The organism is Saccharopolyspora sp. 7B (assembly GCF_020177435.1).
GTDB lineage: Bacteria > Actinomycetota > Actinomycetes > Mycobacteriales > Pseudonocardiaceae > Saccharopolyspora_C > Saccharopolyspora_C gregorii.
In genome coordinates, this window is sequence record NZ_JAIUKC010000036.1 from 1 (window position 1) to 22,319 (window position 22,319).

The 22,319-nt window shown below is 74.3% G+C and carries 18 protein-coding genes; 10 read left to right on the top strand and 8 right to left on the bottom strand.

Annotated features, from left to right (window positions below; genetic code table 11):
* Positions 1-201: 201 nt before the first annotated feature.
* Complete coding sequence (locus LCD33_RS07560; RefSeq protein WP_224956003.1) at positions 202-999, top strand: TIGR02569 family protein; 798 nt, start codon at positions 202-204, stop codon at positions 997-999.
* Positions 1,000-1,042: 43 nt separating this feature from the next.
* Complete coding sequence (locus LCD33_RS07565; RefSeq protein WP_224956002.1) at positions 1,043-1,888, top strand: uroporphyrinogen-III synthase; 846 nt, start codon at positions 1,043-1,045, stop codon at positions 1,886-1,888.
* Between the two features lie 159 nt (positions 1,889-2,047).
* On the opposite strand, the gene LCD33_RS07570 is transcribed toward LCD33_RS07565, so the two are convergent.
* From LCD33_RS07570 to LCD33_RS07590, 5 genes are all read right to left on the bottom strand, one after another.
* Positions 2,048-2,341, bottom strand: a complete 294-nt coding sequence (locus tag LCD33_RS07570; protein ID WP_224956001.1) for an MGMT family protein — start codon at positions 2,339-2,341, stop codon at positions 2,048-2,050.
* A 79-nt stretch (positions 2,342-2,420) separates the two neighbouring features.
* On the bottom strand, positions 2,421-2,795 hold the full coding sequence (locus tag LCD33_RS07575; RefSeq protein ID WP_224956000.1) for a DUF742 domain-containing protein: 375 nt from the start codon (positions 2,793-2,795) through the stop codon (positions 2,421-2,423).
* Positions 2,792-3,205: a roadblock/LC7 domain-containing protein gene (locus tag LCD33_RS07580; protein WP_224955999.1), complete on the bottom strand. Its 414-nt coding sequence runs from the start codon at positions 3,203-3,205 to the stop codon at positions 2,792-2,794. Before LCD33_RS07580 ends, LCD33_RS07575 begins: the two co-directional genes overlap by 4 nt.
* Before the next feature lie 19 nt (positions 3,206-3,224).
* Positions 3,225-6,266: a nitrate- and nitrite sensing domain-containing protein gene (locus LCD33_RS07585; protein ID WP_224966099.1), complete on the bottom strand. Its 3,042-nt coding sequence runs from the start codon at positions 6,264-6,266 to the stop codon at positions 3,225-3,227.
* 288 nt (positions 6,267-6,554) lie between these two features.
* Positions 6,555-7,553, bottom strand: coding sequence for a chitinase (locus tag LCD33_RS07590; RefSeq protein WP_224955997.1), 999 nt, complete (start codon positions 7,551-7,553; stop codon positions 6,555-6,557).
* A gap of 385 nt (positions 7,554-7,938) precedes the next feature.
* Here LCD33_RS07590 and LCD33_RS07595 point away from each other — a divergent pair, with 385 nt between their 5' ends.
* From LCD33_RS07595 to LCD33_RS07620, 6 genes are all read left to right on the top strand, one after another.
* Positions 7,939-11,178, top strand: a complete 3,240-nt coding sequence (locus LCD33_RS07595) for an ATP-dependent DNA helicase (protein ID WP_224977650.1) — start codon at positions 7,939-7,941, stop codon at positions 11,176-11,178.
* 114 nt (positions 11,179-11,292) lie between these two features.
* Entirely contained in the window at positions 11,293-12,513 is a 1,221-nt protein-coding gene (locus tag LCD33_RS07600; protein ID WP_224966101.1) for a helix-turn-helix domain-containing protein, read from the top strand.
* 88 nt (positions 12,514-12,601) lie between these two features.
* Positions 12,602-12,844, top strand: coding sequence for a hypothetical protein (locus LCD33_RS07605; protein ID WP_224966102.1), 243 nt, complete (start codon positions 12,602-12,604; stop codon positions 12,842-12,844).
* Between the two features lie 277 nt (positions 12,845-13,121).
* Positions 13,122-13,475: a hypothetical protein gene (locus LCD33_RS07610; protein WP_224955993.1), complete on the top strand. Its 354-nt coding sequence runs from the start codon at positions 13,122-13,124 to the stop codon at positions 13,473-13,475.
* 167 nt (positions 13,476-13,642) lie between these two features.
* On the top strand, positions 13,643-17,272 hold the full coding sequence (locus tag LCD33_RS07615) for an ATP-dependent helicase (RefSeq protein WP_374201724.1): 3,630 nt from the start codon (positions 13,643-13,645) through the stop codon (positions 17,270-17,272).
* Positions 17,273-17,371: 99 nt separating this feature from the next.
* Positions 17,372-17,986, top strand: a complete 615-nt coding sequence (locus LCD33_RS07620) for a hypothetical protein (protein WP_224955992.1) — start codon at positions 17,372-17,374, stop codon at positions 17,984-17,986.
* A gap of 60 nt (positions 17,987-18,046) precedes the next feature.
* Here the strand turns inward: LCD33_RS07620 and LCD33_RS07625 are convergent, their stop codons facing one another.
* Together LCD33_RS07625 and LCD33_RS07630 are read right to left on the bottom strand one after the other, a co-directional pair.
* A complete protein-coding gene (locus tag LCD33_RS07625; protein WP_224955991.1) occupies positions 18,047-18,583 on the bottom strand; it encodes a hypothetical protein in 537 nt (178 codons plus the stop codon).
* 46 nt (positions 18,584-18,629) lie between these two features.
* Positions 18,630-19,001 carry a MauE/DoxX family redox-associated membrane protein gene (locus tag LCD33_RS07630; RefSeq protein ID WP_224955990.1) on the bottom strand — a complete coding sequence of 124 codons (372 nt, stop codon included), beginning with the start codon at positions 18,999-19,001 and terminating at the stop codon, positions 18,630-18,632.
* A 223-nt stretch (positions 19,002-19,224) separates the two neighbouring features.
* Here LCD33_RS07630 and LCD33_RS07635 point away from each other — a divergent pair, with 223 nt between their 5' ends.
* Positions 19,225-20,283, top strand: a complete 1,059-nt coding sequence (locus tag LCD33_RS07635; protein ID WP_224955989.1) for a TrkA family potassium uptake protein — start codon at positions 19,225-19,227, stop codon at positions 20,281-20,283.
* A 67-nt stretch (positions 20,284-20,350) separates the two neighbouring features.
* Entirely contained in the window at positions 20,351-20,773 is a 423-nt protein-coding gene (locus LCD33_RS07640; RefSeq protein WP_224977651.1) for a hypothetical protein, read from the top strand.
* A gap of 348 nt (positions 20,774-21,121) precedes the next feature.
* Here the strand turns inward: LCD33_RS07640 and LCD33_RS07645 are convergent.
* Positions 21,122-22,319 (bottom strand): neutral zinc metallopeptidase (locus LCD33_RS07645; RefSeq protein ID WP_308011239.1); only part of this gene is annotated, 1,198 nt, incomplete at its 5' end.

The window sequence follows — 22,319 nt, forward strand, 5'->3', positions numbered from 1 at the left end:
GGGGGGGGCGCCCCCCCCCGGCCCCAAACCCGCCCCAATCCCCGCCCCGCGCGGGGGGTCCCGCCCCGCCCCCCCCCCCCCGGGGGGGCGGGGGCCGGTCGTCGTCGGGCCGCGCCGCCGCCCGGTTCACGATTTCCCCCGGACCATGATCTGCGGAGCGCCTGACCCCCATTCGGGGATCTCCGATGTAGCGTCTGCGCCGTGACTGGAACTCCGGAGCCGCCCCCGTCGCACGTACGAGCGGCGTTCGGTGCGCGCGGGGAGGACGCCGAACTGCTCAACGGCGGCGTCGCCTGGCGTTGCGGCGAGGTCGTGCTCAAACCGGCCGCGAACACCGCCGAAGCCGCCTGGGTGGCGCAGACCCTGGACCTGCTGGAACCGGACGAGGTGCGGGTCGGCAGACCGGTCCGCTCCACCGACGGCCGCTGGGTGGTCTCCGGCTGGTCCGCGAGCCGCGACATCACCGGACGGCCGGAACCGCGGCACGACGAGGTCGTCGCCATGTCGCTGCGGCTGCACGCGGCGAGCAGCGTGCTCACCCGGCCCCGGTTCCTCGACGCGCGGCAGGACATCTACGCGCTCGCGGACCGGATGTCGTGGGGCGAGGAGGACTACCCGCTGCCGCTGGACAAGGGCGGCCGGCTCTACGACGTGCTCGCCGGATCGCGGCGCCGCACCCAGCTGCGCCCGCAGGTGGTGCACGGCGACCTGTTCGGCAACGTGCTGTTCGCGGGCAACGCCCCGCCCGGCATCATCGACTTCTCCCCGTTCTGGCGGCCCGCGGAGTGGGCGGCGGCGGTCGCGGTGATCGACGCGCTGTCCTGGGGCGGCTCGGACGCGGCGATCGTGGAGCGCTGGTCGCACCTGACGGACTGGCCGCAGGCGCTGCTGCGCGCGCTGCTGTTCCGGCTCGCGGTGCACGCGCTGCACCCGCGGTCCACCACGGCCTCGCTGGGCGGGCTGGAGCACGCGTCGCAGATGGTGCTCGAAGTGCTCTGACCCGCCCCGGCGCGCCCGCCCGCGCGGGTGTGACGATGGTGCGGTGGCAGAGGACGTCGAGGACACCGAACCGCTGCGCGGGTTCACCGCGGGCATCACCGCCGAGCGCAAGGCGGCGGAGCTGGGCGCGCTGCTGGCCCGCCGCGGCGCCCGGGTGCGCTACGGCGCGGCGATGCACACCGTCCCGGTCGGCGACGACGCCGAGCTGACCGCGGCGACCGAAGCGGTGCTGGCCCGGCCGGTGCAGCACGTGGTCGCGGTGACCGGCAGCGGGTTCGGCGGCTGGATCGAGTCGGCTCGGGCGCGCGGCGCGGGGGAGCGGCTGCTGGCGCACCTCGGCTCGGCGGAACTGCTGGCGCGGGGCGCGAAGGCGCGCGGCGCGATCCGCGGCGCCGGGCTGCGCGAGAGCTACACGGCGCCGACCGAGGAGGTCGCCGACGTGCTCGACCGGCTGCTCGCGCAGGGCGTGGCCGGGGCGCGGGTCGTGGTGCAGCTGCACGGCGATCCGATGACCGACTTCCGGGAGCGGCTGCGCGCGGCGGGCGCCGAGGTGCTGCCGATCGTGGTGTACCGCTGGACCGACCCGGTCGACCTCGGGCCGCTGGACGCGCTGATCGACGCGGTGATCGACGGCGAGGTGCGGGTGCTGCCGCTGACGAGCGCGCCCGCCGCGACGAACTTCCTGGCGCGGGCGCGGCGGACCGGCCGCGGCGAGGCGCTGCTGGCGGCGCTGCGGACGAACGTGCTCATCGCCTGCGTCGGCCCGGTCACGGCGGCCCCGATCGCCCGCGAAGACCTGCCGCACGTGCTGCCGGAGCGCGCCCGGACCGCGGCCCTGGTCCGCCTGATCGCGGACGAGGCACCCCGCTTCGCCCGCGGCGACGGCTGATCCCGCGGCGCTCGATCCACCTCGGCGGTTGACCCTGCGGCCGATCCACTGCGGCGGTCGGTCCACGGGGCGGTCGGCGCTGCGACGGCCCGACTACTGCGGCGGCCGGTCCACCGGGACGGCTGATCCCGCGGCGCTCGGTCCCGGCGGCGGGGACGATCAGGCCGGGCCGGACCAGCGGTAGCGGCGCATGTTGACGCGCGGGCCGTCGGCGAGCACGCCCTCCGCCCGCAGCAGCTCCAGCTGGCGCCTGCGGAGGTGCTCGGCGGTCCTGCCGTCGGAGCGCAGCACCCGGTGCCAGGGGATGTCGGCACCGTCCTCGGCGAGGATCCGGCCGACCAGCCGCGCGGAGCGCAGACCGGCCAGCTCCGCGACGTCGCCGTAGCCGAGCACCGATCCGGCGGGGATGGAGACGACCACGGCCCGCACCCGTTCCAAGGTTTCCTCGTCCACCCGGGCAGTCTCGCAGAGCAACGGGCCCGGCAGGACCAGGTGATCGGAGCGGCGGGCCGGCGCCGGGGAGCAGCCGCTATTACAAGCGGCGAATGCCATCGAGCACGGCCTGCAGCAGGTCGTGGTCCGGTGGGCGCTGCGGGGTCAGCGGAACGCTCAGCGCACCCTCGTCGAGCAGGTCCGAGACCAGGACCTTCGCCACCACCACCGGGATCTCCAGCGCCGCGGCCAGGTCGGCGATCGACCTCGGCCGCGCGCACAGCAGCAGGATCCGCTCCCGGTCGGCGTCCCACTCGGCCGCGTCGTCCGGTTCCGGGACCGCGACGACGAGGGTGCCGCGGTCCAGCTCGGCGGCGGCCGCGCGGGTGCGGCCGCGGGTCATCGCGTACGGGCGCACGAGCGGGCCGGCGGCGCTGTCGCGCCACCCGTCCCCGCCCGTCCGCCGCGAGGTCACGTCGCCGTCGGCGTCAGCCGGGAGCGGGGTGCGGACTCGATGGCCCGGCCCGCCCGCTGGACGAACAGGTTGATCTCGTAGGCGATGAGGCCCACGTCGGCGTGCTCCTCGCCCAGCAGCGCGAGGCAGGAACCGTTGTCGGCGGCGGTGACGAACAGGAACGCGTGATCCATCTCCACCACGGTCTGCCGGATGCAGCCGCCGCCGAACCGGCGACCGGTGCCGCGCGCCAGCCCGTGCAGCGCGGACGCCGTCGCCGCCAGCGCCTCGGCGTCCACAGCGGACAGTTCCGGCGAGTGCTCGACCACCAAGCCGTCGGTGGAGAGCACGACGGCGTGGCGGGCCCCCGCGACTCGGCCGACCAGATCACCCAGCAACCGGCCCAGCTCGAAGTCGGTCGTGGTGCTCATGTCCTGCACTGCGCATCCCTCACTCATCGGTCGTGCCCGAGTCCGGGTCGGTCTTGCGGCCGCGGTCGGTGCCGCGCTGGATCGCCGACATCAGGGACCTGATCTCCGCGGCGGAGCGGGATCCCGCTGTCGACGCGTCCTCCTCTTCGGGTCGTTCGCGGGCCAGCTCGGGGGCGAGGCTGGCCTTCTTGCGGCGGCGCGGCAGCGGGACCGGTGGAGCGCCCGGTTCCGCGGCGCCGTCCGCTCCAGTGTCGTCGGTCGTGGCCTGGTCCGCGTCGGTGGCGCCGGAGGGCGCGGGGCCGGTGATCGACCGATGCCCGGTGGGATCGGTGATCGCCGGATCCGGGTCTTCCGGCCAGGTGACCGGATCCGCGTCGCCGGCGGGTTCCTCGGTCGGCCATGCCGCGTCGAACGCCGGTTCGGCGTGTTGCCCGGGCTCGATCGGTTCCCCTCCGTCCGCACGGTAGCCGCGCTCCGGCGGGGAGTCGTCGCCCGAAGCGGTGACTTCGGTTGACCTCTCGGGTGGCGTTCGTTCCAGCGTCGCGGAGTCGTCGGCGCGGGTGCCCGCTAGGTCCGGATCCTCCGCGTCGGACGGCCAGGGATGCTCGTCGGAGTCCGCGGCCGCCGGGGTTCCTCCCGCGGCGGGAGCGTCTTCGCCGTCCCGGGAGCCGGGGGCGGGGTTCGCGGTGGCCGGATCGACGTCCTCCGGGTCCGGGGCCGCCGCCTCCGCCGCGGTCGAGTCCTCGGGCCCGGATTCGTCGGCGGCGCGGTCGTCGGCGGCCGGGCCGGCATCGGGGTGTTCTGCCGTCGGGAACGCCGGATCGGTGCTCTCGGCGTCGGCGGTGGTCGTGCCGACGGGGTCGGCGTCCGCCGCGCTGCCGGTGGATTCCGCCGCGGCCGCGCCGGAATCCGGTCCGGAGACCTCGTCCGACCGCGCGTCCGCGGTGTTCGCGACGCTGGTGCGCGCGGTCTCGGCGTCCGCGGGCCAGGCGTCCGCGGGCAGCGCCGTCTCGAAGCCGGTGTCCGCGAGCTCGATCGCCCCGGCGGTCGCCGCTTCCTCCGCGCGGATCCGCGGGAGCTGCGAGGTGTGCGCCTCCGCCGGGTCCGGCTCGACCGGTTCCACGATGAGCTTCGACGGCAGCAGCACGACCGCCCGCGTCCCGCCGTAGGCGGAGGTGCGCAGCTCCACCGAGATCTCGTGCCGGTCCGCCAGCCGCGCCACCACGAACAGCCCGAGCCTGCTGTCGGAGCGCAGCGCCATCGCGTCGAACTCCGGCGGCCCGGACAGCATCGCGTTCGCCGCCTCCAGGTCCTCGTCGGCGAGGCCGAGCCCGCGGTCCTCCACCTCGACGACGACGCCGCGGGCCACGGTGTGGCTGTGGATGTTCACCCGGGATTCCGGCGGGGAGAACGAGGTGGCGTTGTCCAGCAGCTCCGCCAGCAGGTGCACGGTGTCGGCGACCGCGTCGCCGTGCAGCGCCAGGTCCGGCGGCCGCTGCACCCGCACCCGCGCGTAGTGCTTGGTCTCGGCGACGGCGCTGCGCAGCACGTCGGCGAGCTCGATGGGGCGGGACCAGCGGCGGCCCGGCCGGCCACCGCCCAGGATGATCAGGTTCTCGGCGTTGCGCCGCGCCCGGGTGGCGAGGTGGTCCAGGCCGAACAGCAGCGCCATCCGGTCCGGGTCCTGCTCCTCGCGCTCCAGCCGGTCGATCGTGGTGAGCAGCCGGTGCACCAGCGCCTGGCTGCGCCCGGCGATGCCGAGGAACACGGTGTGCACGCCTTCGCGGGCCTGCGCCTCCTGCACCGCCGCGGACACGGCGGTGCGCTGCGCGGTGTTGAAGGCCTCGGCGACCTGACCGATCTCGTCGCGGCCGTAGTCGAGGTGGGCGACTTCGCGATCGAGGTCGACGCGTTCACCGCGGCGCAGCCGGGCCACGATCTCCGGGAGCTGCCCGTCGGCCAGCACCAGCGTGTCGTCGCGCAAGCCGTTGAGCCGCCGGGACAGCCCGCGGGACACCCGCAGCGCGACGAGGATCGCCGCCAGCACCACCAGCAGCGCGAGCACGCTGCCCACGGCCACCTGGAGCAGGTTGCGGTCCCCGGCCTCCATCCCGGCCGCGGCGGTGCGCTGCGCCTGGGTGGAGGCAAGCGTGGTGAGGTCGTCGGCGACGAGGTCGCTGGTGATCAGCCAGTCGTTCACGTCGATCGACGGCGGCCCCGCGACGGACGGGTCCGAATCGGACCACGGCCCGAGCGCGACGAGCTGCTCCTCCAGCTCGGCGAGGTGCCGGAACTGCGGGGCGGAGGTGATCTCGGTGTACCGGGCCCGCACGCCCGGCGGCGCCGAGTCGGCCTGGGACCGCAGTTCCAGGTGGTAGGCACCGCTGAGCCGGGTGAACTCCAGGTGGTCGGCGGCGGTGAAGGTGCCGCCGCGCAGCCCGTCGGTGACCAGCGAGGCGGCCCGGGACATCCGGTCGGCGGCGGTGAAGAACCCGGCCGCGCGCAGCCCGCCCTGGGTGACCGTCGAGTCGGGGAACAACCGCGCCTGCTGCTCGAACAGCGCGGACCCGGCGTCGACGAACCCGTTGTAGTAGCCGTGGATCCGCGCCCGGTCGGTCTGCGCACCGTCCACTTCGGCCCGGATCACGGGTAGTTCGGCGATGATCCCGTCGAGCGAGCGCATCCGGTCGGCGACCGCGTCCGGCGCCTGCTGGAGCGTCGGGTCGGCGGCTTCGCGCATCGCGGTCAGCGCCCCGTCGGTGGCGGCGCGCTGCCGGTCGAGCCGGTCGCGCACCGAGCCGGGCGCGGCCTGGTCCGGCGCGGTCGCGTACAGCAGGCTCAGCGTGCGTTCCTTCTGCGCCGAGGCCAGGACCCGCATCGCGGGCAGCGACACGTCGCGCACCCCGGCGGCGATGCCGCGCAGGTGGAACCCGTCGTAGAGGGTGACGCCGCTGATCGTCGTCCACAGCACCAGCAGCGCGATGCCGGGGATGAGGACCACGCCGTAGAGGCGGTCGCGGATGCTGCGGCGGCCCTTGCGCCAGTCATCGAGCTTCTGCACTACGTCCCACCCGTGTGTGCCGGTGCCCGCGACGAGGCGCGTCGCGGTGGTCTCGGCGGCGTGCGAGGCACCGACGCCGTCCTGAGCGGACGTCGTGCTGAGGGAGACGGGTTCGCGGGGCGTGGCGATCGGACGCGCGGCCCGGTGTCCCCCGACTTCGCTGTTCCCGCATGAAACCGCCGCGATGATAGCACGGCAAGATCAACTGGGGGGACGGTGGAGCGGTGTGGCGCCGCACGGCCCAGCCGGTGCTGGACCGTGCGGCGCAGTCCCGCGCGAGCTGCCGGATCAGCCGGCGAAGCCCGCCACGATGGACGAGTACTCCCACGGCTGCTGCTCGGCGCCGCTGCAGCTGCTGGCGTCGCCACCGCCGTCGCACGGCCGGTCGCGGTTGACCGACCAGAAGGTGAAGCGGCCGAGGCCCTTCTCCTTGGCGTAGTCCGCCATCTTCTGGAAGGCGGCCACGTCGACGTGCTCGGCCTCCTGGTCGGTGTCGCCGTTCATCGAGGAGATGCCGACGTGGGCGTAGGCGGCGGCCTCGTCGTAGCCGAAGGTCGTCGCCACCTGCTCCTTGAGCGCCTCGGTGGTGGTGATGGTGTCCTGCGCCATGTCGGTGCCGTTGAAGTCGAACGGCATCTGCGTCCACACGTCGATGTCCGCGCCGATCTCGGCGGCCTTCGCCAGCATCGCCGTGCCGTTCTCGTTCGGCCCGGTGGTGGTGGTGCCGAAGGTGACGACGGTCTTGATGCCCGGGTTCGCCTCCTTCGTGATCTTCAGGGCCTCGATCACGCGGTCCCGGGAGGCGGGGTTCTCGACCTCGGTGCTCTCGATGTCGACGTCGATGGCCTTGAGGTCGTAGGCGTCGATCAGCTTCTGGTAGGCGCCGGCCAGGGACTGCGCGTCGGTGCAGACCTCGCCGAGCTTGTTGCCGCTCCAGCCGCCGATCGAGGGGACGACGTCGCCGCCACCGGCGCGGATCTCGTCGATGGTGGCCTTGTCCTGGCCGTCCAGCGGCCGGGTGCCGTCCCAGGCCGGGTTGCAGGTGCCGTCGGCGTTGATGAAGGCGAGCGTGAAGTCCTTGACCCCGCTGGCCTGCTGCACCTCGCCCGGCGACGGCGGGTTGCCCCAGCCGTTGTAGAGGTAGGGCGAGGCCGCGACGGGGCTCTCGGCCTTCGGCGCGACGTCCTGGTTCGCGCTGAGCGCGGGCGCGGCGGACAGGGTGGCCGCGCAGGCGACGGCGACACCGGTACCGGCCAGGGTGAGCACGTTCTTGCGGAGCTTGCCCACTGGTCCTCCTTCGGGGTTCCCGTGTTCTGGGGGCCGCGGTCGGGGTCCGCAGCACAGCGGGACTCTCGCAGAACCCAAAATTGGTTCGTACCACCAAAAGAATTATTCGCCTGGGCCCTTCGGGGCCTCGGCGCCGCTTTTCTGTCCTGTTCTGTATCGGCCCTGGCCAGCGAATTGGTGTGTCCACAAGGGAGTTCCTGATCCGCATTCACAGCAGAATGGGAAAAGGGTGGGAAATTACCGTTTGCCCGACCGCGCGGTGGGCGGCACCGCGCCGCGCGGCCCCGGGTCGGCTCGCGGAACCCCGGCCCCGCGTGCGGTTCGCCTGGATCGCACGGCGTGGCCTGCGGCTTCGGTGTCGGCGGCCCGTGATTCCATCGGGGGCATGCCCGCCTCGAACAGCGCCCCCGGCCGGGAGCGCGAGACGTCCCGCCGCTCCGCGCCGGGAGAGCAGCACCGCCGCTCCGCACCCGTCCTGGTGCGCCGTTCCGGCGGGGAGCGGCGGCTGCGCTGGGACGAGCCCGCCCGGCGCGTGCTGGACGGTGACGGCGGCTTCGTGCGGGTCCTCGGCGGGCCCGGCACCGGCAAGAGTTCGCTGGTAGCCGAGGCCGCCGCCGACCGCATCCTGCGCGGCGGCGCCGACCCGGAGAACGTGCTGGTGCTGACCTCCGGCCGTGCCGCCGCGACCCGGATGCGCGCGCAGATCACCCGGCGGCTCACCGCCGGAGCCGGGCTGCGCACCGCGCCGGAACCGCTGGTGCGCACCGTGCACTCGTACGCGTTCGCGGTGCTGCGGCTGCAGGCGGTGCGCACCGGGGCCCCGCCGCCCCGGATGCTCAACGGACCCGACCAGGACGCGCTGGTGCGCGAACTGCTCGACGGGGACATCGAAGGCGGCGCGCGGGACTGGCCGGAGTCGCTGCGCGCCGCGCTGCCGGTGGAGGGCTTCGCCGGGGAACTGCGCGACCTGCTGCTGCGGGTCGCCGAACGCGGCATCGGCCCCGCCGAGCTGATCGAACTGGGGGAGCGGCACGACCGCCCGGAGTGGGTGGCGGCCGGCCGGTTCGGCGTGCAGTACGAGCAGGTGACGCTGCTGCGCGGTGGCGGGCACGGCGGCGCCGAGCTGGACGCGGCCGAACTCGTGGCCCAAGCGCTGCTGGCCTTCGACACCGACCCGGAGCTGCTGGCGGCCGAGCAGGACCGGGTGCGCCACCTGCTCGTCGACGACGCCCAGCACCTCGACCCGCAGCAGTTCGCGCTGCTGCGCAGGCTCGGCGGCACCGCCCGCGAGTTCCTGCTCGCCGGGGACCCGGACCAGGCGGTGTTCTCCTTCCGCGGCGCCGACCCCGGCTGCCTCACCGGAGCCGCGGCGGACCGCACCGAGGTGCTCACCACCGGGCGCCGGATGTCCCCCGCGGTGCACGCCGCCGTCGGCAGGCTGATCGACGGCCTGCCCGGCGCCGGACCGCAGCGCGCGCTGCGCCCACCGGAGGGTGACGGCGGCTCGGTGCAGGTCCGGCTGCTCGGCACCCAGGCCCAGGAGGCCGCGTGGGTCGCCGACCAGCTGCGCCGCGCGCACCTGCTGGACGAGGTGCCGTGGTCGGACATGGCGGTGATCGTGCGCTCCACCGGCCAGTCGTTGCCGGTGCTGCGCCGCGCGCTGCTCGCCGCCGGCGTGCCGCTGGTGCTGCCGGTGGACGACGTGCCGCTCGCGCACCGCACCGCGGTCCGGCCGCTGCTGACCCTGGTGTACTGCGCGGCGAACCCGGCGGCGCTGGACCCGGACGCCGCCGAGCAGCTGCTGACCTCCCCGCTGGGCGGGGCCGATCCGCTGGCGCTGCGCCGGTTGCGGCGCGGGCTGCTGCGGCTGCAGAAGGCCACCGGCGGCCAGCGCTCCAGCGGTGAGCTGCTGGTGGAGGTGCTGCACGACCGGGACCGGCTCGCCGGGCTGGAGGACGCCGCGGCCCGCCCGGCGCGGCAGGTCGCCGCGCTGCTGGCGACCGCCGCCGAAGTGTCCGGCAAGGGCGTGGAAGAGGCGCTGTGGCGGGTGTGGAAGGCCTGCGACCTGGAGCGGCGCTGGGTCGCCGCCTCGGAGCGCGGCGGCATCGCGGGCGCCCAGGCGGACCGGGACCTGGACGCGGTGGTGGCGCTGTTCGACGCCGCCGCCCAGTACGCCGACCGCAAACCCGGTTCCGACATCGCCGGGTTCGTGGAGGAGCTGCGCAAGCAGCGCATCACCGGCAGCAGCCTCGCCGCGACCGCCCCGGCCGGTGACGCGGTGTCGGTGCTGACCGCGCACGCGTCGGCGGGCCGCGAGTGGGAGGTGGTGGCGATCCCCGGCGTGCAGGAGGGCACCTGGCCGGACCTGCGGCTGCGCGGGTCCTTGCTGCACACCGGCCGGCTGGTGGACCTGCTGGCCGGGGTCGACGAGCAGGAGCGGGTGTCGGCGACCGCGCCGCTGCTGGCCGAGGAGCGGCGGCTGCTGCTGGTCGCGGCGGGCCGCGCGCGGCGGACGCTGCTGGTGAGCGCGGTGCGCGGCGAGGACGAGCAGCCGTCCCGGTTCCTCGACGAGCTGGAGGGCGTCAGCACCGACGCCGAGCAGCGCCCGCTGCTGCGCCCGGAACGCGGGCTGGTGCTGGGCGAACTCGTCGCCGAGCTGCGCAAGGTGGTGTGCGACGGCGAGGCCAAGCCGGGCCGCCGGGAGCGCGCGGCGACCCAGCTCGCCCGCCTCGCCCGCGCCGGAGTTCCCGGCGCCGACCCGGATTCCTGGTACGGCCTGCCGGAGAGCTCCACCGCGCAGCCGCTGACCGGGCCGGGCGAAGCGGTCCGCATCTCACCGTCCACAGTGGACGTACTGAGCAAGTGCCCGCTGCGCTGGATGGTGCAGCGCCACGGCGGGGAGGATGCCGCCGAACTCGCCTCCGTCACCGGGACCCTGGTGCACGCGCTGGTGGAGAAGGCCGCCGAAGGCGCCGACCGCGAACAGCTCCGCACCGCCCTCGACGAGGCGTGGCAGCACGTCGACGCCGGGGCGCCCTGGTTCTCCCGGCACGAGCGGCGCCGGGTGGAGGGCATGCTCGACGCGTTCCTCGGCTGGCTGGAGAGCTCCCGCGCCGAACTCACCCAGCTCGGCGTGGAGCGGGACCTGGACCTGGAGGTGCCGAGCCGCGAAGGCGGCCCGCGGCTGCGGCTGCGCGGCCGGGTCGACCGGCTCGAAGCCGACGGCGACGGCAGGCCCGTCGTGGTGGACGTGAAGACCAGCAAGTCCGCGGTCAGCGGGGACGAAGCGCAGGAGCACCCGCAGCTCGCCGTGTACCAGCTGGCCGCCGCGCTCGGTGCCTTCGCAGGGGAGTCCGGGGACTCCGACGGGGACGACGAGCGCGCCGAACCCGGCGGCGCCCGGCTGCTCTACGTCGCCAAGCCGTCCCGGCAGGGCGGGTGGACCGAACGCGCGCAGGACGGGCTCGACGAGGAACGGCTGCGGGTGTGGCTGGACGTCGTGCAGGACGCGGGCGCCGCCAGCGTCGGTCCCGCCTACGTCGCCGCCGAGAACTCCGACTGCCCGCGCTGCCCGGCCCGCCCGTCCTGCCCCGTCCACCCGGAAGGCCGCCAGGTCGGGCAGTGACGGGACGTCCGAGCGGTATGGCCTGCGTCACCTCCGGCTCGCTAGCCTGGTGATCCCGCGGGTGATCGGCTCGGTCGGCCGCGCGCAGCTCGATACCGCGAAGAGGTGGTCGCAGTGGCCGACGAACTCGCAGGGAAGACCATCGGCGAACGCATCCAGATCATCCGGGAGCGGCGCGGCAAAACCCGGCCGGTCGTGGCCGGTCTCGTCGGGCGATCACCGGAGTGGTTGAAGGCGGTGGAGAAGGGGCGGCTGCACACACCCCGCCGGGAGAAGCTCGTCGAGCTGGCGAGCGCGCTGGGCGTGCGGGACGTCGCCGAGCTCACCGGCGGCGCGCCGCTGGGCGGCTTCACCGAGCGCTGCTCGCACGACGCCGTTCCCGCCGTGCGCGAGGCCATCGAGGAGACCGCGCTGACCGTGTCGGCGGAGTCCTGCCCGGCACCGGCCGCGTTGCGGGAGCGGGTCGCCGATGCCTGGGCGCTGTGGCATTCCTCGCCCACACCGCGGAAATCGGTCGGTCGGGTGCTGCCGCAGATCATCCGGGACGGCCGCACCGCGGTCCGGATGCTCGACGGCGCGCAGCGGCGCGAAGCGCACGTCGCGCTGTCCGCCGCGTACGCCCTCGCCGAGCAGCTGCTCGCGTGGGTGGCGGACTCGGCGCTGCTGCGGCTGGCGGCCGACCGGTGCATGACGTCGGCGGAACTGGCCGACGATCCGGCCGCGCTCGCCGGGGCCGCGTGGGTGGTGGGCAACGTGTGGCGAGCGACCGGTCGCGAGGACGACGCCGTGCGTCTCGTGGACGACGCGGCCGCGCTGCTCCAACCGCGGCTGGATTCGGCGGACGACTCGGTTCGCGCGCTGTGGGGCGCCTGCCGGCTGCACGGCGCGATCAGCGCGGCCCGGACCGGTCGCGAAGGCGACGCGCTGCGCAGGCTCGACCAGGCCGAGGCGATGGCGGATCGGCTGCCGCAGCGGTACGCGCACCCGTGGACGCTGTTCGGCCGGGCCAATGCGGCGGTGACCTCGGTGTCCGTGCAGGTCGACCTGCACCGCTCGGCGAGCGCGATCGACGCCGCCGTGCAGGTCGACCCGGACTCGGTGCCCTCGGTGGACCGGCGCGCCCGGCTGTGGCTCGAAACGGCCCGCGCCTACCACCAGCGCGAGGACCGCGCCGCGACGCTGCACGTGCTCCAGCGGGCGGTGCAGGCGGGGGAGGAGTCGATGCGCTGCCACCCGCTGGCCCGCGGCATCGCCGGTGAGCTGGTCACCTCCGGCGGCGGGATGGTGCGCACCGAGGCCCGCCGGCTGGCGGGACGACTGGGACTTACGGTCTGACCCGCTCGGTGAGGTACGTTCCGTGCCCCGTCGCGGCGGGGTGGCGATCGCCTCCCGGACTCGGCGCGATTCCGCCGACACTCCTCGCATGACCGATTCGACGGCTCCGCTCCCGACGCCCACCCCCGTTCCGGTGCGCTACCGGGCCGGCGAGGTGGGCGAGACCCGCCGCGTCGTGCACACCGCCACCTGGACGCCCGCGTGGTGCTACCGGGCGGTCTGCGGGGAGGAGATCGACGTGCACCGCGCCGAAGTCGTCGCCGCCGGCATGCCGTGCGTGGCCTGCATTCGCGCGCTCGCCCTGCGCGATGGTGGCCGGTCACCGGAGTAGGAGCACCGACCCGGCTCGTCGTCGTGATCCCCGACCCGGTGGCGAGCCGTGCTCGGTCGGTGACCGCACCCCCCGCGGTCCCGGCCGGGCGAACGGGTCGGGCCGGCGATGCCCCGGCACAGCCCTCGCCGGTCCGCGGCCGGTGGCGCGACACCCCCGGCGCGCCGCCGGCCACCCCGCCTGCGGGGTGAGATTCGCGATCAGGTCGGGCCGGAGCTCGAAAGGGGGCGCGGCGGGCCGCTACGTTGGTCGTGGATCCGGCAATGAAGGGGAAGTCATGGCGCAGCACTCGAACGGCCTGCACCACCACGGATACGTCGAGCGGTCCGCGCTGACGCACGCGTTGAGCGCCGCGGAACGGCGGATGCTCGACCCCGACGAGGTCATGCACTCGCCCGACGAGGTCGCCGCCTGGCTCGCCGGAACGCTGCGCGCCGCCATGGGACTCACCGAGGACGAGGTCGCGTTCACCGACGAGATCGAGATCTGGCTCGCCGAATCGCAGCGCGGCGAGACGATCGTGACCGGCCTCAACGACGGGCCGACGATCACCGCGGAGGCCGTGTACGACAGCAACTGCGAGTGCGAGCGGCAGCTGAAGCCGGTGTCCCCCACCAAGAAGCGCCGCTGAGCCCGCCGGTGCGGCCGGTCGTCCCGCGCGGGCCGACCGCAAGCTCCCCGCAAGATCGGATGCCCCGCCCGGACGGCGCCGCCGGCGGGGCGCTCAGCTGCGGCGACGGTGGTGAGTGCTAGAACCGGCGGGGAACCGGTGACGTGAGCGTGGAAGGGGATCGGGGCGTGTCGGAACTGCTCAGCCCGCACCGCATCGCCCAAGGGCTCGGGCTGCACCCGCCGACGCCCGAGCAGGCCGCGGTGATCGCCGCACCCGCCGAACCGGCGCTCGTCGTCGCGGGCGCGGGCGCGGGCAAGACCGAGACGATGGCCGCCCGCGTGGTGTGGCTGGTCGCGAACCGGCTCGTCACCCCGGAGCACGTGCTCGGCCTCACCTTCACCCGCAAGGCCGCCCGCCAGCTCGCCGACCGGGTGCGGGCGCGGCTGCGGCGGCTCGCCGGATCGGGCCTGCTCGACGAGGTGGACCCGAGCGGGGCGCTGCGCACCCAGGTCCTCGCCGAGGAACCGACCGTGCTGACCTACCACGCCTACGCGGGCAGGCTCGTCGGCGAGCACGGGCTGCGGATCCCGGTGGAGCCGGGCGCGCGGCTGCTCACCGGGACCGCGTCCTGGCAGCTCGCGCACCGGGTCGTGTCCACCTGGACCGAGGACCTGGACACCGAGAAGGTGCCGTCCACCGTCACGAGCTACCTGCTGTCGCTGGCCGGTGAGCTCGCCGAGCACCTGGTGCGCCCGGAACACCTGCGGGAGCACGCCGAACGGCTCAGCCGCCTCATCGAGGACGCGCCGCGGGCGAAGCGGCAGCGGGCCGAACTCCCGCAGGAGCTCACGAAGATCATCGCGGCGCAGCGGTTGCGGGCCGCGCTGCTGCCGCTGCTGGAGGCCTACCAGCAGCAGAAGCGGCGCGAAGCGGCGATGGACTTCGCCGACCAGATGTCGCTGGCCGCGCTGCTCGCCACCGAGCACCCCGAGGTGGTGGCGGGTGAGCGGGAGCGCTACGGCGCGGTGCTGCTCGACGAGTACCAGGACACCGGCCACGCCCAGCGCGTGCTGCTGCGCGCCCTGTTCGGCGGCGCCGCGCCCGGCACCGATCCGCTGCCGGTCACCGCTGTCGGCGACCCGGCGCAGGCCATCTACGGCTGGCGCGGTGCGAGCGCCGCGAACCTGCCCCGGTTCACCACCGACTTCCCGCGCGCCGAGGACGGCACCCCGGTGCCCGCCCGCCGCTACGGGCTGCTGACCAGCTTCCGGAACCCGCCGGAAGTGCTCAGCCTCGCCAACGCGGCCTCCGAGCCGCTGCGCGCCGCCGGGCTGGAGGTCGACGAGCTGCGCGCCCGCGACGGCGCCGGGGCGGGCGACATCCGCGCCGTGCTGGTCGAGGACGTGCGCACCGAACGGGACTGGGTGGCCGACCGGATCGCCGAGCAGTGGCGCGCGGCGCTCGACGAGACGGGCGCCCCGCCGACCGCGGCCGTGCTGGTGCGGCGGCGCTCCGACATGGCCGGGATCGCCGGTGCGCTGCGCGAACGAGGGCTGCCGGTGGAGGTCGTGGGGCTCGGCGGGCTGCTCGACGAACCGGAGGTGCGGGACCTGGTGAGCGCGCTGCGCGTGCTCGTGGAACCGCTGGCCGGGTCGGCGGCGATGCGGTTGCTCACCGGTTCGCGCTGGCGCCTCGGCGCCGCCGACGTGGCCGCGCTGTGGGACCGGGCCCGGCGGCTCGGCGCGGGCGCGGCCGAGGGCGGCGAGGAGGTCGCCGACCAGCTGCCCGGCGAGCACGCCGAACAGGCCGGGCTGGTCGACGCGCTCGACGACCCCGGCGCGCCGGAGGGCTACTCGGCCGCCGGGTACGAGCGGATCCGGCGGCTCGGCAAGGAACTTGCCGCGCTGCGGCGCAGGCTGGACCAGCCGCTGCCGGAACTCGTCGCCGACGTCGAACGCACCCTGCTGCTGGACATCGAGAGCCTCGCCCGCCCCGTCGGCGCCGGTCGCATCCACCTGGACGCGTTCGCCGACGTCGTCACCGACTTCGCCACCGCCAGCCCGTCCGCCCCGCTGTCCTCGCTGCTCGACTACCTCACCGCCGCCGAACGGGCCGAGGACGGGCTCGAACCCGGAGAGGTGGAGGTCGCCGAGGACCGGGTGCAGGTGCTCACCGCGCACGCCGCGAAGGGCCTGGAGTGGGAGGTGGTCGCGGTCCCGCACCTGGTGCAGCAGGTGTTCCCCGGCCGCAGGCACTCCGGTTCGTGGCTGACCTCCGTCACCCAGCTGCCCGCGACGATGCGGGGTGACGCGCAGGACCTGCCCGACCTGGACCTGGACCGGCTGGGCGGGATGGACCGCAAGGAGATCGCCGACGAGCTCAAGCGGCACGACGGCGAGTTCGAGGACCGGCGGCTCACCGAGGAGCGGCGGCTGCTGTACGTGGCGCTGACCCGATCCGAACGCGTGCTGCTGCTGTCCGGGCACTGGTGGCAGGAAGGCGGCAAGAAGCCGAAGGGGCCGTCGCCGTTCCTCACCGAACTGGCCGACGTGCTGCGCGGCACCGGCGCGGGCGAGATCCAGCGGTGGGCGGACGAACCCGGCGAGGACGCGGAGAACCCGCTCGCCGACGCGCTGCTGTCGATGTCCTGGCCCGCGGACCCGCTGGGGGAGCGGCGCAGCGCGGTCGCGGCGGGGGCGGACCTGGTGCGGGCCGCGATGGCCGCGCCGGAGCCCACGGCGGACCGGAGCGTCCCGGCCGGGGCGTCCCGGTCGGTGGTGGCGGGCCGGTCGGTGGTGGCGGGCCGGCTCGTCGAGGAACCGATCCCCGAGGAGCCCGGCTTCCCGGAGGAGCCCGGCTTCCCCGAAGAACCGGACTTCCCCGAAGAGCCCGAGTTCCTCGACGCGTCTGAACCGCCGGACGACCTGGAGCCGCCGGACGCGCCTGAACCACCGGACGACCTGGAGCCGCCGGACGATCCCGAACCACCGCCGGAACCCGACTTCCTCGACGAGCCGGCACCTCCCGAGGCGCCCGGAACCCCCGCCGAGCCCGCCGCACCGGACGTCCCGGCCGAGCCCGAACTCCCCGAAGCGGCAGGGGTTTCCGCGGACTTCGACGACCCCGAGGTCGACCCCGACGAGCTCAGCTGGGCCCGCGACGTCGACGTGCTGCTCGCCGAACGCGACGCCGCCGCCCGCCGCCGCGAGCAGGTCGTGCTGCCCGGGCACCTCTCGGTCAGCAGGCTCGTCGAGCTCGCCGCCGACCCGGAGGCGCTCGCGCGCCGGTTGCGCAGACCGCTGCCGATGCCGCCGAACCCGATGGCCCGCCGCGGCACCGCGTTCCACGCCTGGCTGGAGCACCGGTTCACCTCCAGCGCGCTGCTCGACGTGGACGAACTCCCCGGCGCCGCCGACGAGACCGCGCCGCCGCGCGAGGACCTCGCCGGGCTGCAGGAGGCGTTCCTGCGCGGTTCCTGGGCCGACCGGGTGCCGCACCGCGTGGAGGTGCCGTTCGAGACCCAGGTCGAAGGCGTCGTGCTGCGCGGCCGGATGGACGCCGTGTTCGCCGACGCCGACGGCGGCTGGACGGTGCTCGACTGGAAGACCGGCGCCGTCCCCGCCGACGACCAGGTGCCCGCGCTGGCCGTGCAGCTGGCCGCCTACCGGATCGCGTGGGCGGAACTCGCCGGCGTGCCGCTGGAGCGGGTGCGCGCGGCGTTCCACTACGTCCGGCACGACACGACGCTCAGCCCCGCGGACCTGTTCGACGGGGACGGGCTGCGCGAGCTGCTCACCTCGGTGCCGGACGTGTGAAGCACGATCGGGTTCAGACCGTCCACGACACGGGTGAGATCCACACCTTCGGGTGGCGGATCTTGTCGTAGCCCGTTCGGACGCATGAACATGCTCGGGATGGATCAGAACACGGAGTGGAAGCTCAACACCCCGCCCGAGGCGGAAGTCGTCGTGGACACCGACGTGCTGTCGCTGCGCGTGCCGCTCGTCCGGGTGAGCCGCGACGACGCGGGCACCTGGTCGTTCACCGGCCCCGGCGGCGAATCCCGGCCCACCAAGCGGACCATGCTCAACGCGGTCGTCGGCGCCTGGCCGCACGTGGCGGCGCTGTCCGACCTGGAACCGGGCGGCAGCGTCGTGTGGTCCTGGGCCAAGCACGGCTGGACCGGCGAGTTCGAGTGCCGCTGCGGCAACTGCGACCAGCCCGTCGCCGCCGACCTGGACCGGCGCACCTGGCCGCCGGACCTGCACCCGAACACGCTGATCAGCGTGGAGAAGACCACCCTGTCCGGGCAGGCGCCGCTCACCGACATCCTGTCCACCGCGGGCGGGATCGCGTTCCTCGGCCCCGGCGACCACCGCCGCACCAGCGAGCTGATGACGCCGGTCGCGGTCGCCAACGTGATCCGCCGCTGGCCGCACACCATGCAGGCGCTGCGGGCCGCGAAGGAAGGCCGCGGGCTCGGCTGGAACCCGCACGGGATGAACTGGCACGAGTACGTGCTGGCTTGATCTCCCCGCACCGGGGGAGCGACCGGCGGCGGTACCGCTGGGGGCCGCCGCTGCGCGGGCTCAGCCCGTCGGATTCTCCGCCAGCTCCGGATCCCGTTGCAGCACCAGGGAATACAGCACTTCCTGCAACCAGCGGCCGAACAGCGAGGAGCTGAACTCGGGGGAGCGGTCCTCCGGCGGCAGCAGCACTTCGGACGGTTCCCCGCCGTGGTCGGCCACCACGCCGATGCCGTAGTAGTCCAGTTCGGTCATCGGCCACGGCCGGTACGGGTGGCCGCGCGGCAGCACCACGCTGCACGGCGCCAGCGTCATCAACGTGCCGCACGCCCGCGGCCCGTACTTCGCCTTGCGCACCGGAACCAGGATCCCGACGACGTCGACGGCCGCGACCGGCAGGTGGTCGTGCATGGACGGCTGCGACCAGGACCGGAACCACATCGGGTCGTCCTCCGGGGCCCAGCCGTGCTCCCGGCGCCAGAGGTGCACGTCCCGCCGGATCCGGGTCACGGCCGCGAACCGCGCTCCGAGCACCTCGACGTGCGGAACCAGATGACCCTGCCAGCCGAGCGCGTCGGCGGCGTGCTCAAGCTGCTGCACCGGGAGATGGTAAACCGGTCGACCCGTCGTGGACTACGTCCGGTGGCTACTTCGTTGCGGTTGAGCGAACTCGCAGGGCCCAGGCGATCAGCGGTAGTTGCAACGGGAGCCTGCCGTAGGCGATGGCCCGCTGCGGCAGCGGTTTCCGCCGGTAGTCCCACGCCATCTGCACGTTCGCCGGGAACACCGCGACGAACAGCCCGGCGGTGAGCAGCCCGCCCCACCGGCGCGTCCGCGGATTCGCCACCGCAGCGGCACATCCGAGCTCCGCGACCCCGGACAGGTAGGTCCAGGTGCGAGCGGATCCGGGCAGCTGCTGGGGCACGATGCCGTCGAACGGTTTCGGCTTCGCGAAGTGCAGCACGCCGGCGGTGGCGAGCACGCCGGACAGCAGCTGCGCCGAACGGGGGAAACTCATGCGTCGCAGCGTTGCACGATGCGCCGCCGGTCGGCAATGGCCCGGGTGACGCGGCGCACGGGAGGTCTCGCGGTGATCGCCTGCCCCGCGGGTTATGTTCGGCGGCAGCAGATCCAGCGGAAATCGGGGGAATCGTGGGCGAAGACGCCGAAACCGGGCGCGAGGCGGCGCCGTGGTGAGGCGCGGCGGGCCCATCCGTGCCAGCCACCTGATCAGCGGCCGGATGCGCCTCCCGATCACCGAGCGGCTCACCGACCGCCCGGACCACACGCTCGTCGGCGTGATCCGGATGCCGGAGGCCGCGATCAGCCCGGTGCGGTCCATCGTGCGCCGCATCATCGGCGCCACCCTCGCGCTCGCCGCCACCGTCGCCATCGTCTACGTCGGCCGCGACGGCTACCGGGACACCGCGGGCGGCGAGCTGAGCCTGCTCGACGTGGTCTACTACGCGACGGTGTCGCTGTCGACCACCGGTTACGGGGACATCACCCCGGTCAGCCCGCTCGCCCGGCTGGTCAACGTCCTCGTCATCACCCCGCTGCGGGTGCTGTTCCTGATCGTGCTGGTCGGCACCACGCTCGAAGTGCTCACCGAACGATCCCGGCAAGCGTTCAAGATCCAACACTGGAGGACGAAGGTGCGCGACCACGTGGTCGTCATCGGGTACGGGACGAAGGGCCGTTCCGCGGTCACCGCGCTGCTCGGCGACGGCGCCGACCCGCAGCGGATCGTCGTCGTGGACACCGATCACGCGGCGCTGGAAACGGCGTCCTCGCTGGGACTCGTCACCGTCAACGGATCCGGCACCCGCTCCGACGTGCTGCGCGTCGCGGGAGCCACCCGGGCGCGCGCCATCGTGGTCGCGCCCGCCCGCGACGACACCGCCGTCCTCGTCACCCTCACCGCCCGGGAACTCGCGCCGAAGGCCCAGCTGGTCGCCGCGGTGCGGGAAGCGGAGAACGTGCACCTGCTGCGCCAATCCGGCGCCGACTCCGTCGTCGTCTCCAGCGAGACCGCGGGCCGGCTGCTCGGCATGGCCACCACCACGCCGTCCGTGGTGGAGATGTTCGAAGACCTCCTCACCCCCGACGTCGGCCTCGCCATAGCGGAGCGGGAAGTCGAAGCCCAGGAGGTCGGCGGCTCGCCCCGGCACCTGCCCGACATCGTCCTCGGCGTGGTCCGCGACGGTCGGCTGTTCCGGGTGGACGCCCCCGAAGCCGACGCCATCGAGGACGGCGACCGGCTGCTCTACGTCAAGAAGGTCACCCCCGCCGAGTCGTGACACCCGGTCACCGGCGCTGAACGCCGGGCTGTGACGGCCTTTTCCGAAGTTCTGGCAACATTGCGGTGTGAGGCGACGAGGCGGTTCGGCATCGGTGGCGCTGATCCTGGTGGCGCTCGGCCTGCTCGGGATCGTCGTGGTGGCGTTCTCCTGGTGGCGGCTGCCGAACATCGGCTCGGCCGACGGCGGTGCGCAGCAGGCGACCGCGACCGTGCTCGAATCCACCCCGTGCGGCAAGGAATCCGAAGGCGACCTCGTCGAAGTGCGGGTGGACGGCGAGACGCGGCAGCTGCGGCTGGACGGCTGCGGGCACACCAAGGGCCAGACCATGCAGGTTCAGGTCCCCGCGAACGGCAGCGCCGTCCGGCCCGGCGGGGGCGCCGACGGCGGCGGGCTGCACGCGCGGGCCAGCTGGGTGCTCGGCACCCTCGCCGCCATCGCGGGCGGTGGCTACGCCCTCCTCATCACCAGACCCCGAGCCCTCGGCTGATCACCTGTCTTTCCACTTCGGTTGCGAGGCGGGTCGGGTGGCGGAACCTCAGCGGCTTCCTCGCTGCGGGATCGATTTCTGATGCATGTCCAGCGCTCGGCTGATCGCCTGTCCCTGAACCTGCCCGGCGGGTCGTGTCCGTTTCCTGTCAGCGGCGAAGCCGCTGAGCCGCCGACCACGCACCCGGGCCGACCACCCGCGGGTTCTCAGCGGTCCTCTCGCGAGGACAGCGATTTCCCTCGTGGCGGAGCCACTTGGGAAATCGATCCCGCAGCGAGGGGACCGCTGAGGTTCCGCCACCCCAGCGCTGCGCAAGAAGAGTTGAGCAGCGCGCGTTTTGGGCGGACGTCAGTCCACCTGGTCCGGGTCGGCCAGCCAGGTGTTGCACTCGGTGACGCGGTTCTTGTAGAAGCCCTGGTCCACCCAGGCGGTGTTGGTGGCGACGCTGCCGTGGTCGGGCTGCGGGTTGTACTCGTCGCCGCGGCCGCGGGCGTCCGCCAGCGCCGCGAAGATGATGTCGTTGTCCATCCCGCCGTTCTGGAACGACGCCAGCGCCATGCCGCCGAAGCAGGTGGCCTGCAGCTCGGAGCGCCGCGTCAGCTCCAAGCCCGCCGGGCTGGTGCCGTTCGCCTCGTACGTGGCCTGGGTGTAGGCCTCGTTGATGCCGCTCATGCTCTGCACCGCGTGCCCGAACTCGTGCGCGAACTGGCCGAGGAACACGCCCGGCTCGGTGCGGCCCTCCTTGTCGGCGTAGTAGCGGGCCGTCATGTAGATCGTGTTGTTGCCCGGGCAGTACATCGCGGTCTGGTCCCAGGTGCGGGTGCCGCAGGGGCTGGTGACGGTGCTGTCGGTGGTGACCACGTCCGGCATCCGCACCGGCAGGTTCGCCTCCTCCAGCGCCGGGGTCCACATCTCCATCAGGCAGGGCAGCGCCGCCTCGTAGAACGCCGACTGCGAAGCCGTGTCGGTGGCGAACCGCGGCAGCGGGCAGGGGGTGTTCACCGCGCCGTTGCCGTTGATGTTGATCGGGTTGTCGCCGAGGGTCGCGACGGAGCGGGCCGGGGTCGAGTCGACGGAGGCCGACGTGCTCGGCTCGGTGGAGCTGGTGGGGGCCGAGCTGGTCGCCTCGGAGGTCGGCGCCGCGGAGGTCGTCGCGTTCGCCGAGCCGTCCCCGGTCTCGTGCACCGGGCCGGGGTAGTCGGCGGCGGTGTCGCGCTTGGTGAGCGCGGTCACGCTGATCGTGCCCACGCCGACGAGGAACAACGCGGTGATCACCAGGGCCAGCACCAGCGCCCACGGGGACTTGCGCGGCGGAGGTGGCGGCGCGGGCGGGTGACCGCCGGGACGATGCCAGGGCGGGGCCCCGTTCCACTGCTGCCCGTTCCACTGCTGTCCCGTCCACTGCGGTCCGCCCCACTGCTGCTCGTCCGGGCGGGGCGCGTTCCACTGCTGGCGGGACCACTGCTGCCCGTCGGATTGCGGCGGGGGCGGCAGCTGCGGCGGGAGGTAGTGCGGTCCCGGCGCGCCGCCGGACTCGGTCGGGGGC

Bases quoted from the DNA above. Each gene is read 5' to 3' on its own strand.
- LCD33_RS07580 (WP_224955999.1), bottom strand. From the start codon at position 3,205: ATGAGCACCACGACCGACTTCGAGCTGGGCCGGTTGCTGGGTGATCTG.
- LCD33_RS07595 (WP_224977650.1), top strand. From the start codon at position 7,939: ATGCCCGCCTCGAACAGCGCCCCCGGCCGGGAGCGCGAGACGTCCCGC.
- LCD33_RS07605 (WP_224966102.1), top strand. From the start codon at position 12,602: ATGACCGATTCGACGGCTCCGCTCCCGACGCCCACCCCCGTTCCGGTG.
- LCD33_RS07610 (WP_224955993.1), top strand. From the start codon at position 13,122: ATGGCGCAGCACTCGAACGGCCTGCACCACCACGGATACGTCGAGCGG.
- LCD33_RS07620 (WP_224955992.1), top strand. From the start codon at position 17,372: ATGGATCAGAACACGGAGTGGAAGCTCAACACCCCGCCCGAGGCGGAA.
- LCD33_RS07630 (WP_224955990.1), bottom strand. From the start codon at position 19,001: ATGAGTTTCCCCCGTTCGGCGCAGCTGCTGTCCGGCGTGCTCGCCACC.
- LCD33_RS07635 (WP_224955989.1), top strand. From the start codon at position 19,225: ATGCGCCTCCCGATCACCGAGCGGCTCACCGACCGCCCGGACCACACG.